The organism is Campylobacter sp. 2014D-0216, from assembly GCF_014931215.1.
Taxonomy (GTDB): Bacteria; Campylobacterota; Campylobacteria; order Campylobacterales; family Campylobacteraceae; genus Campylobacter_D.
Window position 1 is genome coordinate 733790 of record NZ_CP063089.1, and the last position, 13860, is coordinate 747649.

General features: G+C 30.6%; 9 protein-coding genes. 8 read left to right on the forward strand and 1 reads right to left on the reverse strand.

Annotated features, from left to right (window positions below; genetic code table 11):
- Position 1: 1 nt before the first annotated feature.
- From A0083_RS03770 to A0083_RS03780, 3 genes are all read left to right on the forward strand, one after another.
- Complete coding sequence (locus A0083_RS03770) at positions 2-739, forward strand: amino acid ABC transporter ATP-binding protein (RefSeq protein ID WP_120758935.1); 738 nt, start codon at positions 2-4, stop codon at positions 737-739.
- Positions 740-816: 77 nt separating this feature from the next.
- Complete coding sequence (locus tag A0083_RS03775) at positions 817-1644, forward strand: cysteine ABC transporter substrate-binding protein (protein ID WP_197554359.1); 828 nt, start codon at positions 817-819, stop codon at positions 1642-1644.
- Positions 1645-1646: 2 nt separating this feature from the next.
- The gene (locus A0083_RS03780) at positions 1647-2882 is read left to right on the forward strand and encodes an MFS transporter (protein WP_197554362.1); all 1236 of its coding nucleotides are present in this window, start codon (positions 1647-1649) and stop codon (positions 2880-2882) included.
- A 12-nt stretch (positions 2883-2894) separates the two neighbouring features.
- On the opposite strand, the gene A0083_RS03785 is transcribed toward A0083_RS03780, so the two are convergent.
- Entirely contained in the window at positions 2895-6848 is a 3954-nt protein-coding gene (locus A0083_RS03785) for a hypothetical protein (protein WP_197554365.1), read from the reverse strand.
- A gap of 169 nt (positions 6849-7017) precedes the next feature.
- Between A0083_RS03785 and A0083_RS03790 the strand changes: the two genes are divergently transcribed.
- From A0083_RS03790 to A0083_RS03810, 5 genes are read left to right on the forward strand one after another with little or no spacing between them, the layout of a single operon-like run.
- Complete coding sequence (locus A0083_RS03790; protein WP_197554368.1) at positions 7018-8424, forward strand: COG3400 family protein; 1407 nt, start codon at positions 7018-7020, stop codon at positions 8422-8424.
- Positions 8425-8431: 7 nt separating this feature from the next.
- Positions 8432-9490 carry a 3-dehydroquinate synthase gene (aroB, locus tag A0083_RS03795; protein WP_197554371.1) on the forward strand — a complete coding sequence of 353 codons (1059 nt, stop codon included), beginning with the start codon at positions 8432-8434 and terminating at the stop codon, positions 9488-9490.
- The gene (locus A0083_RS03800) at positions 9487-11016 is read left to right on the forward strand and encodes a mechanosensitive ion channel domain-containing protein (protein ID WP_120758944.1); all 1530 of its coding nucleotides are present in this window, start codon (positions 9487-9489) and stop codon (positions 11014-11016) included. Before aroB ends, A0083_RS03800 begins: the two co-directional genes overlap by 4 nt.
- Entirely contained in the window at positions 11013-12269 is a 1257-nt protein-coding gene (gene mtaB, locus A0083_RS03805) for a tRNA (N(6)-L-threonylcarbamoyladenosine(37)-C(2))-methylthiotransferase MtaB (protein ID WP_197554374.1), read from the forward strand. The genes A0083_RS03800 and mtaB overlap by 4 nt, the downstream gene beginning before the upstream one ends.
- Positions 12259-13857 carry an AAA family ATPase gene (locus A0083_RS03810; protein ID WP_197554377.1) on the forward strand — a complete coding sequence of 533 codons (1599 nt, stop codon included), beginning with the start codon at positions 12259-12261 and terminating at the stop codon, positions 13855-13857. Before mtaB ends, A0083_RS03810 begins: the two co-directional genes overlap by 11 nt.
- Positions 13858-13860: the final 3 nt, after the last annotated feature.

Below are 13860 nucleotides of genomic sequence, written 5' to 3' on the forward strand. Positions count from 1 at the left end.
TATGAGTTTTTTAAAAATACAAAATTTGCAAAAATATTATGAAGATCATCATGTTTTAAAAGATATTAACTTAGAAGTAAAACAAAAAGAAGTAGTAGTGATACTTGGCCCAAGTGGTTGTGGAAAATCCACACTTTTAAGATGTATTAATGGTTTAGAAGAAATGGCAGATGGAGCTATTTTTGTAGATAATGAAAAGATTGATAAAAACTATAAAAAGTGGACGCAAATTCGCCAAAAAATAGGCATGGTATTTCAGTCATATGAACTTTTTGACCATTTAAATGTAGAGCAAAATATACTCTTGGGTCCTTTAAAGGTGCAAAAACGAAAAAAAGAAGAGGTGTTGGAAGAGGCAAAGTATTGGCTTGAAAGAGTAGGGCTTTTGCATAAACTAAAGGCTTATCCTAAAGAGTTGAGTGGTGGACAAAAACAACGTATAGCCATCGTTAGAAGCCTTTGTATGAATCCTGAAATCATGCTTTTTGATGAAGTAACAGCAGCACTTGACCCTGAGATTGTACGTGAAGTCTTAGATGTGATCTTAAATTTAGCAAAAGAAGGTATGACTATGTTGATAGTAACACATGAAATGGGTTTTGCAAAAGCTGTTGCTGATAAGATAGTTTTTATGGATGAGGGAAAGATAGTCGAAATTTCAGATCCGAAGGAATTTTTTGAAAATCCTAAAACAGATCGTGCGAAGAAATTTCTCAATTTGTTTGATTTTCATCGTTGATTTTATTTTTTTAAAAAAAATATTTAGAAAAATAATATAAGGTTTCAAAAATCAAATTTAAATATAAGGATAAAAATATGAAGAAAATTTTTCTCTTATCGTTTTTTATGGCGCTTATATTAAGTGCATGTTCAAAATCTAATTCTAATGAAAACACGATAGAAAAAATCAAAGAACAAGGTGTGATCCGCATAGGTGTATTTGGGGATAAACCTCCTTTTGGTTACTTAGATGCACAAGGTAAAAATCAAGGTTATGATGTGTATTTTGCAAAGCGTATTGCTAAGGAACTTTTAGGAGATGAGTCTAAAGTTCAATTTGTTTTGGTCGAAGCGGCTAATAGAGTAGAGTTTTTAGAGTCTAATAAGGTTGATGTGATTTTAGCAAATTTCACTAAAACCCCAGAAAGAGAAGCGGTGGTGGATTTTGCTTTACCTTATATGAAAGTAGCACTTGGAGTTGTAGCTCCTAAAAATTCAGATATTAAAACCGTAGATGATTTAAAAAACAAAACTTTAATCATCAACAAAGGTACTACAGCAGATGCGTATTTTACAAAAAATATGCCAGAAATTAAAACCATTAAATTTGATCAAAATACAGAAACTTTTGCAGCTTTGATTGGAAAAAGAGGTGATGCATTAAGCCATGATAACGCATTGCTTTTTGCGTGGGCAAAAGAAAATCCAAACTTTGAAGTAGTGATTAAAGAACTTGGAAATCATGATGTAATAGCTCCTGCTGTAAAAAAAGGCGATATGCAAATGCTTAATTTTATTAATGATTTGATTATTAAATTAGAAAGTGAACAATTTTTCCACAAAGCATATGATGAGACTTTAAAACCTTTCTTTGGTGATGATGTTAAAGCTGATGATGTTGTGATCGAAGGTGGCAAAATTTAAGAATGCAAAAATCTTTTAAAAATACCATCTATGCATCTTTAGGTGGTATTTTAGAATTTTATGACTTCGTGCTTTTTGTTTTTTTTGCAAATATTTTTGCAAAAATCTTCTTTCCTCAAAATGATGATTTTTGGCCTTTGGTGAATACTTATATTGCTTTTGGAGCAGGATACTTAGCTAGACCTTTTGGAGCTGTTATAATGGCACATTTTGCAGACACTAAAGGTCGTAAAAATGTTTTTTACATCAGTATGCTTTTGATGGTGATACCTAGTTTTATTTTAGCGTTTTTGCCAACATATGAAAGCATAGGTTTGTTTGCTACTTTTTGTCTTTTTGCGATACGAATTTCTCAGGGATTAGCCATTGGTGCTGAAGTAAGTGGAGCATGGATTTTTGTGAGCGAGTTTGTAAGTAAAAAAAGAATAGGCTTAGCTCTTGGGTTTATTTCAGCGACTTTAACTTTAGGTTTGTTGCTTGGAAATTTAGCCACTTTGATGGTGTATGAATTTTTTACTCAAGAAGAGGTAGAAGCTTATGCTTGGAGAATTCCTTTTATTATTGGAGGATTTTTTGGAATTTTGAGTTTATTTTTAAGAAATAAATTAAGCGAAACTCCAGAATTTCAAAAAATCAAACAGTCTAAAACACTTTTGAAATTCCCACTTAAAAATGCGATAAAAACTCACAAGTTGAGTATGTTAGTTTGTATGCTTGAAACTATTGTATTGACAAGTGGGGTGGCAACTTTAATGATATTGCCTCAGTATTTTGAAGGTTTATTAAATATAAGTAAAAATACTGCATTGTATTATCAAAATTTTGCCATTCTTGCGGTGATTTTTGGTGCTTTGGTGCAAGGTTTTTTAAGTGATATTTTTGGTGCTTTTAAAACTTGTATAGTTTTTAGTATTGCCTTGGGATTGTTTGGATTTTTATTTAGTTTTTACAATGATGATTTTATATATTTTTACTTATTGGCTTGTTTTGCGCAAGGTATTATAAGTTTTGCTCCTATTTTTATGACCCAAATTTTTAATGTAGAAGTAAGATCAAGTGGACTTTCTTTTGCGTATAATATCTCATATGCATTTTTTGGGTTTGTTACACCTTTATTGATCAATGCTATTTATAAAGAATATATGTTTGTTTATATGATTTTTGTGATGCTAGTAAGTTTTGTGAGTATGGTATTGGTTTTTAAAATTTTAAAGAGTAGATCTTATAGTGCTTTGTAGCACTATAAGATTTTACCACCATAAACCTGCTTTTAAATAAACAGCATGTGATCTTGTTCGGGTATTGAAAACGCCACCATAGTTTAGTGATAAGTCGATATTGTTTGCTATTGCATAAGAAAGTCCAACTTGAGTGTAGGCAAACCATTTTGCTGTGGAAATGTCTTCTTCGTTTTTGTAATCTGCTAGTTGTATAGTAGTGCTATCAGCATCATTGTAAAGGTTGATCAATCCACCTACTGAAATGGTTGAGCGTACTTTATCACTCCATGGCTTTTGCCATTTTACTGCCATTGTGGTATCTAAAAAATTAACTTGCGATGCGTAATAATGCTCTTTTAATCCGTTGATATGTCTTATAGAGAAATTTTTAAAACTCATACCTTGATAATTTAAACCAATCTCAGGTGAAAGCATTGAAATGTTTGCTGTATCATAAAGGTTAACACCTATTTTGATATCACCACCATAGCTAAATGATTTAGAGTTTGATTTTGCTGATTCGGGTAGTAGTTTGTATTTTTTATCGATATCAATTTGAGTGTAGTCAAATTTAGTTCCAGCGCTTATAAAAAATTCTTTAATACCATCTCGAGCAAAAATATTATAATAGCTTAAACCACCATAATAAGTTGTATCATCAAAACTAAGTCTTTGCTTGCTTTGAACTCTATCTGCGCCCTCATATCCAAGATATACACCTAGTATACCATCATCGCTTGATAATTTTTTTTGAACCCCTGCTAAAATACCACTAGTGTGGTTTTTGATTTTACCTAGACTTGGGCTTATGTTGATGGTTGAGTAGCTATGATAAGGAATGGCAAAGGTAAAATACTCGCTATCGTAGTTTTTGTGTGTTAGAAAAGTTTGATCAAGTTCGTTGATCAAATCAGCATTATTACCATAACTTTCGTTGTGTTTTGAGTTATTCATATTATCTACTTGGCTAAAATCTGTTCCAAATGTTTTACCATTGATATCTTTTAGCATATTTGAGATATTAATCGCTCTTAATCTTGCAGAGTAGATAGATGATTTTATTAAGGTTTTACCTGATGTTTCATTATTGTTTACCTTGACTTTGTATTGTCCTTTTTCTCCAGTGCGAACAAAATCAAAAAGCCCTGTAATATCTTCGAGGTTATTAATGGTAATACCTTGTCCGTTGTTAACCTGATCGCCTATGGCTTCACCATTTTTGTTAGCAACAAAGGTGTTAGAATTATACACCACATTAACTTTGGTTGTGGAGACAACAACTTTTTCTACATGAATTCCATTAATATCCCCATCAACGATAATGGAGTTTTCTTTTCTTTCTTCGTCTGTAGTATACTCTGTGTTATCAAAAAACCAACCTTTGATATTGGTAGTTGCACCTTCTTTGTTTTGGATATGATAACCGTTAGTTTTACCTAAATTTCCATTAAAACCTTTATGGTTATTTGTTGGGGTCGGGGTAAAGTTGTTGATATTTACTGTGCCTTTGTTATTGATAATACCACCTTCAATATTACCATGGTTGGTAATATTGATACTTCCGCCCTCATTGTTAATGCTTGTTAAAATCGTACCTGTATTTACAAATTCTTGGATGTCCCCTTTGCTTGTGATAGATTTAATACTTCCACTATTTACAAGAGTATTCATATCTCCATTAATACTAAAATCATTTTTAATCGTACCGGTGTTGGTAAAATCTTTAATATTTCCTTTGCTTGTAACAGAGTTTATATTTCCTGCATTTGCAAAAGAAACCATGTTTCCATCAATACTAAAATCACTTTCAATCGTACCTGTATTTACAAATTCTTGGATGTCCCCTTCACTTTTGATATTTTTGATATATCCTGTGTTTGCTAAGTAATCAACCTTGCCTTGTTCTTGTATAGAAATACCTTCTTTAATAGTTCCATTGTTGATAATATTTTGCGTGTGAGAGTTTTTACCTAGATTGATATCTTTTTCGATTATACCATCATTGATGATATTGGTAATTTTTGCATTATTTTGAATGTTTTCTTTGATAGAGCCTATATTATGAATCGTATCTATAAAACCATCGTTTTTGATATGCCCTTTGATGGTTCCTTTATTGTATGCTAGATAGATTGTGCCTTGATTTTCTATAGATTCTAAGGAGGCTTTTTCGTTGTTGTGTATTGCAGAGATCATTGCTTCTTGATTTGAGTTGAAAATACTTCCATTGATAGTAGAGTTGTTATAAATTCCAGATTGCTCTCCTGATATTACACCTTGGTTGGAGATGTTACCATCAATTAGGTTGTTGTTAAAAATACCATATTTTTTACCTAGGATAGATGCATTAGCACCTAAGGAGATGTTGCCATATATTTGACCGTTATTTAATATACCAGAGTGCTTTATGCCTTGTATAGAACCACTTTGTAGATCAATGCTAGTTGTTTTGTTGTTTTTATCACCTATGATTGATTCGTTATTGATACCATTTTGACCACCTTGGATGAGTGAATCACCCTTAAGCATGATACCTTTGATCGCTGTTGGTTTGCTTTCATCTTTACTTTTTTGAAGATAGATACCATTGGCATTTTCGCCTATGATATTTCCACTATTAATGATATTTTCGATATTAAATTGATCAGATCCGTTGCCATTGCTTGCAATGTTGATCCCGTTGTTTTTTCCATAGATAAGATTTTCATTTTGGATAGATTTTATACTAGTTTTAAGATTGTTTGTAGAGTCCTTATTAAACTTTAATTCTATACCATCTTTAGCACCGTGAATATTTCCTTTGTTGTGGATATTATCTATGCTAGCGCCAGTGTTTACGACAATAGCACTGTTTCGTATAGAGCTAATTTCACCTGTATTATCAATGGTATTGATACTTGAATTAGTGTAGTAAAAATCACTATATAAGCCTATACCTGCTTCTGTTGTTCCTTGTATGATTCCATTATTACTAATTTGACTAATACTTCCACCATGGATGTATACGCCTTTAGTTCCTTTTATAATCCCATTTGCTTGATTGATTATGCTATCTATTTTTGCAGAGTGTCCAGAGACTTCAATGCCAGAGTGAGCAAGCCATGGACCTTGATATATGCCTGTTCCTATAATCTGCCCTGAATTAACCAAGCTTCCAAGGTGAGACTCATCAGAAACCTTGATACCATTCGCACCTTGTATTTTTCCTTGATTATGAATGCTATCAACCTTAGCACCTCTTTGTATGCCAATGCCTACATCATTTGCAATAATATTGGAATTTTTATGATTAGTGATAGTGCCTATTTTAGAACCTTTTCCGTCTAGATTGATTCCTTTGATAGCTTGAATATTGCCATAATTATGTATATTATCAATCGTGCCTTTATCATGTACTTCTATACCTGCGTGTTTGCCTTTTATATTGCCATGGTTATAAATAGAACCTACGCTAGAATTGTTAGTAACATCTATACCGTATTTACCACCATGAATTAATCCATGATTATTAATGGTGTCAACTTTTGAATTATGGGTGATATCAATGGCCACTTCTTTATCGCCTTTAATGGTGCCATTGTTGTTGATGTTGTTTACTGTTGAACCATTAGAAATTTCTATACCATCTTCTCTTCCATTGATGAAACCATTGTGTTTGTTGTTGATATTTGCAACATTAGAATTGTTGTTGATACTGATACCATTTTTGTTACTTGAGAGTATTTTAGAGTTATTTTCTATACTAACACCAGTTTTTTTGTCAATGGTAATAGCATCACTGTTGCGTTTATCAACCTCTATGCTTCCATTGATCCCGATGATGATTTTTTGATGATCGTTGGGTTTTATGGTAGAGGTGCATTTTTGATTAATATCAATAATGCCGTTTGCAAAGCAAAGATCAATTGCATAAATATTATTTACCAATACCATACTTAAAACTAGAGCCGATTTACGCTTTGATAAAATGTTGTAATTTTTCATGTAAATATTCCTTAGTTTTTTTGAAAATTGCTAAATTAAACTTTAATGATTCTACAATAAAATTTGTTAAAAGAATATTAGTATTTTTTTGTAGTAAAAACATTTTAATATAAATTTTTATGAGCTTTTTAAATTTGCTATAATTATATTTTAAAAATTAGAGGGTTATATGAATAAGATTTTATTGTTAGCTGATGGACTTTTTGCGAAAGATTTTTTAAGAAAAATTCATAGCAATAAGACCTTTAAAGAGAATTTGTGTGTTGTGTATTATAATGATGAAACAGTAGATTTAGACTTAGAAAATGAACAAATATCTTTTTTTAAGTTTGATCCTACGAGTTTAATTAAGTTGGAGAATTTATTCAAAGAAGATTTTCATCAAGCTATTATTTGTATGCAAGAAGAAGCAGATATGTTGGCTTGTTATAAAAATTTAAGAAAACTACAACCAAGATTAAATATTGTGATTATGGATTTGTGGAATACACAAATTGATGATAATTTTTGCGAAGTGATTAATGTTTATGATACTTTAAGCATAAGACTTGCAGGTTGTTTAGATAACATGCCTTCCATGGCGCAGTTTATAGGACTTGGACAAGGTGAGATTATGGAGGTGAGAATTCCTGCAGGGTCAAGTTTTGCTTATAGACATATTAGTTCGATTAGTCAAAAACGCTTTAAAATTGTAATGGTGTATAGAAATAACGAATTTATACTAGCAAGACCGGGGTTGATTTTGATGCCAAATGATAGCATTTTAATCGTAGGCGATCCTAAGGTTTTGCAAAGTGTTTTTACAAATGTTAAAACAAGTCTTGGGCGTTTTCCATCTCCATTTGGTGATAATATACTTTGTTTTATTGATATGAAAAAAATGAGCGAATTTGCCATAGAGAAGCTTATTTTTACTAGTTTGCTTTTGCATACTAGAATTAATAGTAAAAAACTTTATTTTAAAATCATCAATCCTACTTTAACTCCTATGTATTATAAGCTTAAAGCTTTACATAAAAATAGTATTGAAGTGATATTTGATCATGAAAATACTAATATTAAAAATATTAAAACATTTGTAGAAAATACCAACATAGGTTTACTTGTGATAGAAGATTATCTCTTTGAGAAAGAAAAAAGCTTTCTTTTTGGTTTAAAAATTCCTGTGTTAAAAGCAGGAAAAGGAGATTTTGCAGATCTTAAATCTTCAGTGGTTTTGAGTTCTAATTTTGAAGATGTGGAAGGGATTGTTTCGATTATGCTTGATTTTAATAAGCAAATTCAACTTGGACTTTCTTTATATTATTATGCGTTAAAATTAAACAAAGCAGAAATTTTTGAATATCATCAGTATTTTGAAAGTCTTTCAAAGCTACATGATGAAAAATTGCTTTTAGTGGAAGAAAAAGAACACAACCCTATTAATAAATTTTCCTACAAGCAGAATGTATTGCATTTTGTACCGTTTAATGAAAAAATTTTAGGAAATAATTTTAATAAAATTTTAAAAACAGATTTAAATACGATATATTATAAGATGAATAAAAATTATCAATTATTTATACCATCATTGTGAGAATAGCATGCAAGTTAGAGTAAATTTAGGTGAAAAGATAAGTTATAATGTATATATTAATGAGCTTAAGCAGCTAAAATTTGATACTAAAGTAGTGGTTTTAACCAATGATTTAGTGGCAAAACTTCACCTTGATGTACTTTTAGAGAAAATTCAAGCTAAAGAGCTTTTTGTAATTAAAATTCAAGATGGAGAAGAGTACAAAAACTTACAAACTATCGAGTATATTATAGATCAAATGTGCCATTATCAACTAGATAGAAAAAGCATATTGATAAGTTTTGGTGGCGGTGTAGTTTCTGATATGGGTGGTTTTGTAGCAAGTATTTATCAAAGAGGGATAGAATTTATCAATATCCCTACAACTTTACTAGCATGTGTAGATGCGAGTGTGGGTGGTAAAACAGGTGTGAATAATCTCTTTGGAAAAAATCTTATAGGAAGTTTTTATCAACCAAAAGCGGTTTATTGCGAAAGTGAATTTTTAAAAACTTTACCTTCAAGAGAACTAGCTGCGGGTATGGCTGAATTTATTAAAATGGCGGCGGTATTTGATGATAAGATGTTAGATTTTTTAGAAAATTTAGATAAAAAAAGATTTTTAAACGGAAGCTTAGAAGATGATATTTTAGCTCAGATTATTCAAAAAAGCATCGAATTAAAAGCCAATGTAGTTTCGCAAGATGAGAAAGAAAGTGGGCTAAGAATGCTTTTAAATTATGGTCACACTTTTGCACATGTAATTGAAAACCAAACAGGTTATAAAAAGTATCTACACGGAGAAGCTGTTGCTATGGGAATGCATATGGCAAATATTTTAGCGCTTCGTTTGGGCTTGTTAGATTTACAAGAATGCGAAAGGATTAAAAAGCTGTTGCTTGAGTTTAATTTGCCTGTTGATTATTTAGTGCTTGATGTTGATGAGTTTTATAATGCTTTTTTTATGGATAAAAAAACACATTTTAAAAAAATTAACTTTATCTTGCTTGATGGTCTTGGAAAAGCTTGTATTAAAAATGATATATCTAAAGAAGATGTTTTAGAAACTTTAAAGGTTTTTGCATGAAAAAAATTATTTTGATTTTATTTTTACCCTTTGTGTTGCTTTTGGCACAAGAAGATTTGGATCATTTAAAGCAAAAATTAAATGAAATACACAATAATCTTGCTTATAATACCTGGGTGATTAAATATAATAATTTTAATATTTATAAAAAAACACAAGCAGAAATTTTGGCTTTAGAAAAGGAAAGTTTTAAAGCAAATGAACGCAATAAAAGCATTATTGAAAGACAAATTTTAACTTTAAAAGAAAGACTAGAGCTTTTAAGTGAGTATAAAAGCACTAATTTTTCAAAGATGATACTAGCTCCCGAAGAGATTGAAAAAATGGATAAAATCACCAATCCATTGGCGATTATTTCGGCGTATTCGCATATTAAAAAACTTAAACGTGATAAAGAAGAGTATATTAATCTTTTAAACAGCTTTAAGCAAACCTTAGATGATCTTATCAAGGAAAATGTTTTGGTTGCAGAGGTGGCAAAACTAGAGCCTAATAAAGAAAATAACGAGTATTTAAGAATTTCAAATCAAATGGTTAGAGATTTTTCGCAGACTTTGCGTTTTGGTGAAATTTCTTACTCAGTATATGAAAAGAAAATTCAAGAAGAAATCGAAAAAACAACTGCTTCAATTAAAATTCAAGGTGTGAGAGCTTTTAATATTGTCTTAGCTATCGTGATTGTGGTTGCTATAGCTTTTTTACTTAAATTTATAGCAAGAAAATACATTGGCGATAATGATCGTTTCTACACAGCAAATAAAATTATCAATTTTATTAATATTAATTTGATTATTTTGATTTTGCTTTTTGGTTATATAGAAAACATTAGTTATTTAGTCACTGTGCTTGGTTTTGCTTCTGCTGGTTTGGCTATTGCGATGAAGGATATGTTTATGTCTATGCTTGGTTGGTGTGTGATAGTCTTTGGTGGAAGTTTTAGAGTAGGCGATAGGGTGAGAGTTTTTCAAAACAATACGCATTATATTGGCGATATCATTGATATATCTTTTTTAAGGATTACATTATATGAAGATATCTCTTTGCTTACATATACTGATAACCGAAGAAGTGGAAGGATTATTTTTATCCCAAATAATTTCATTTTTACTAATTTAATATCCAATTACACTCACCATGGAATGAAAACCATATGGGATGGACTAGATATCACTTTAACATTTGATTCAAATCATCAAAAAGCTTTAGAGATTATAGAAGAAATTGTAGTAAAAGCTTCTAAAGGTTATACCAAAATTGCAAAAGAATCTATGAGCAAGCTTAGAAATGAATATAGCATTCGAAACCCTAAAGTTGAACCTAGATTTTTTACATTTTTAGAAGGTTATGGTATGAGAATTTCTGCATGGTATATGACTAATTCTTATGCGGCTTTAGTTTTAAGGAGTAATATAAGTAAAGAAATTATCAATGAATTTAACAAACATGATGATATTAAAATAGCTTATCCATCGCAAAATTTATACATGGCAAAACATGAATTTATAGAAAATAAGGAAAATATTTGAAAAAAAAAGTATATTTTAAAACTTTTGGTTGTAGGACAAATATCTATGATACGCAGTTATTAAAAACCTATATCAAAGATCATGAAATCACACAAAATGAGCAAGAAGCGGATGTGATAGTGGTAAATTCTTGTACAGTTACTAATGGTGCTGATAGTGGGCTTAGAAGTTATATTAATGGTGTAAGAAAAAATGGAGTTAAAGTTATACTTACTGGATGTGGTGCGGTAAGTAAAGGGAAAGATTTTTTCGACAAAAAAGAAATTTTTGGAGTTTTAGGAGCTTCCAATAAAAATAAAATTAATGAGTTGATTTCACAGGATAAGGCCTTTTATGAGCTTGGTAATTTACAATTTATTGATACAAAAATTGTAAGTAATTATGAAAATCATACTAAGGCATTTGTGAAAATTCAAGAAGGTTGCGATTTTGCTTGTAGTTATTGTATTATCCCAAGTGTTAGGGGAAAGTCAAGAAGCGTACCAAGTGAGGAAATCGTAAAACAAATCAAGCTTTTAGCGCAAAATGGATACAGTGAAGTAGTTTTAACAGGTACTAATATAGGAAGTTATGGTTTAAAAGACAAAACAACACTTGGGAAACTACTACAAGATATAGGAAAAATCAACGGCATAAAAAGAGTAAGACTTGGGAGTTTAGAGCCTGCACAAATTGATGCGAGTTTTAAAGAAATTTTAGATGAACCGTGGCTTGAGAAGCATTTGCATATTGCTTTGCAACACACTCACGAAAAAATGCTACGCATTATGCGAAGAAGATCACACACACACAATGATTTAGCATTGTTTAATGAATTAAGTCAAAAAGGCTTTGCTTTAGGAACAGACTTTATTGTAGGACACCCTGGCGAAAGTGAGTTGATATGGCAAGAAGCCTTGAAAAATTTTAAAGAATTTAAATTGACACATATTCATGCTTTTGTTTTTTCACCGCGTGATGGAACGCATTCTGCTTCAATGAATGAGAGAATTAATGGCGATATAGCTAAAGAAAGACTCAATACTTTAAAAGATATTGTTGCAAAAAATAATTATGAGTTTAGAAAACAGCAAAAAAATAGCTTAGAGGTTTTAGTCGAAAGCAAGAAAGATGAATTTTATGAAGGTTATGATCAGTTTTTTAATAAAATCAAAATTGTAAGCAAAGAAGATATTGCTAAACAGTGGGTAAGTGTTGAAAATTACGAATGTAAAGAAGATTGTAATTATACAAGGTTAGGGGATGAAAAATAAAAAAATTATCTTAGCTTCGTTTTTATTACTTTGTGTTTTTGTGGTGGTTGCGTTGATAAAAAATCAACCTGATTACATTAGCAAGGCAGCTTATGAGGAGCTTTTGGGGCAAAATTTAATTGAAAATGTCATCATAGAAAATAACGAAGTACTATTAAAAACCAAAGAAGGGAATTTTTTAATCGCCAAAGAACTTGTAGACTTAAATACTTTGTGGCAAAAAACTCCTATTGAGCATGCTAAAGATTATAATACCAGTGAAATAGTTTTAATTGTTATTTTACTTGTTTTTTTAGTAAGTTATGTATTGTTTTTAAATAAGAGAAATAAAGACAGACAAAATTTACTTTCTTTGGAAAAAAATATTTTAGAAAAAACTGAACAAAATACCACTATACAAGATGTAGTTAGCGAAGTGAAATTTAAAGATGTAGCCGGAGTGGATGAAGCCAAAGTAGAGCTTTTGGAAATTGTTGATTTTTTAAAAAATCCTCAAAAATATAAAGATTTTGGTGTAAAAATGCCAAAAGGCGTTTTGTTGGTAGGGCCTCCTGGTGTGGGCAAAACTCTAATCGCTAAAGCAGTAGCCGGTGAAGCAGGGGTACCGTTTTTTTATCAAAGTGGGGCTAGTTTTGTAGAAATTTATGTAGGTATGGGTGCAAAAAGAGTAAGAGAGCTTTTTTTAAAAGCTAAATCAAAAGCACCTAGTATTATTTTTATAGATGAAATTGATGCAGTTGGTAAAAGTAGGGGAGATTTTTCAAATGTAGAAAGAGATAATACTCTAAATCAGCTTTTGACACAAATGGATGGTTTTGAAGATAATAGTGGCGTGATAGTGATGGCTGCAACTAATAAAATCGACCTTATGGATAGTGCTTTGTTAAGATCAGGACGCTTTGATAGGAGAATTTTCATATCTTTGCCAGATTTTAAAGACAGAATGCATATTTTGCAAAATTATATGAAAGCAAAAAAATCAAGTGTAGAATTAGAAAAAATTGCAAAAGCAAGCGTGGGTTTTAGTGGAGCGGCTTTAGAAACTTTGGTAAATGAAGCAGCGATTAATGCTATAAGGCGAAAATCTGATATGATTGAAGAAAATGATTTTTTTGCAGTACTTAATAAAGTTTTAATGGGTAAAAAAAAGATTTTTTCTTTAAGTGATAAAGAAAGAAAAATTCAAGCTACATATCAAGCAGCTAAAGCCTTGAGTGCTTTTTATTTTGATGTGAAATTTGAAAAGATTACTTTGATTGAAGATAGATTTAAAGAATATGAAAATACGATTAAGTCAAAATCAGAATTGCTAAATAAAATCAAAGTTTTTTTAGCAGGATCTGTTGCGATGGAACTTATTTTTAATGAAAGCTATACTAATGCTCAAAGTGATCTTTTAAAAGCTAAAGAGTTGTTTGGTTATATGGAAAGTTTTGCAATGGCAAATGAAGGTTTATTGCAAGAGCAAAAACAAGAAGTAAAAGAGTTTTTGGAGTTAATGAAAGAAAAAGTAGTGAAATTAGCCAATATGCTTTTAGAAAATGAAAAGATAGAAAAACAAGATATAGAAAAAATTATAATGGAGTAAACA

Excerpts from the sequence above, each read along its gene's own strand:
- A0083_RS03780 (WP_197554362.1), top strand. The coding sequence starts at position 1,647 with ATGCAAAAATCTTTTAAAAATACCATCTATGCATCTTTAGGTGGTATT.
- A0083_RS03785 (WP_197554365.1), bottom strand. The coding sequence starts at position 6,848 with ATGAAAAATTACAACATTTTATCAAAGCGTAAATCGGCTCTAGTTTTA.
- A0083_RS03775 (WP_197554359.1), top strand. The coding sequence starts at position 817 with ATGAAGAAAATTTTTCTCTTATCGTTTTTTATGGCGCTTATATTAAGT.
- A0083_RS03810 (WP_197554377.1), top strand. The coding sequence starts at position 12,259 with ATGAAAAATAAAAAAATTATCTTAGCTTCGTTTTTATTACTTTGTGTT.
- A0083_RS03800 (WP_120758944.1), top strand. The coding sequence starts at position 9,487 with ATGAAAAAAATTATTTTGATTTTATTTTTACCCTTTGTGTTGCTTTTG.
- A0083_RS03770 (WP_120758935.1), top strand. The coding sequence starts at position 2 with ATGAGTTTTTTAAAAATACAAAATTTGCAAAAATATTATGAAGATCAT.
- aroB (WP_197554371.1), top strand. The coding sequence starts at position 8,432 with ATGCAAGTTAGAGTAAATTTAGGTGAAAAGATAAGTTATAATGTATAT.
- A0083_RS03790 (WP_197554368.1), top strand. The coding sequence starts at position 7,018 with ATGAATAAGATTTTATTGTTAGCTGATGGACTTTTTGCGAAAGATTTT.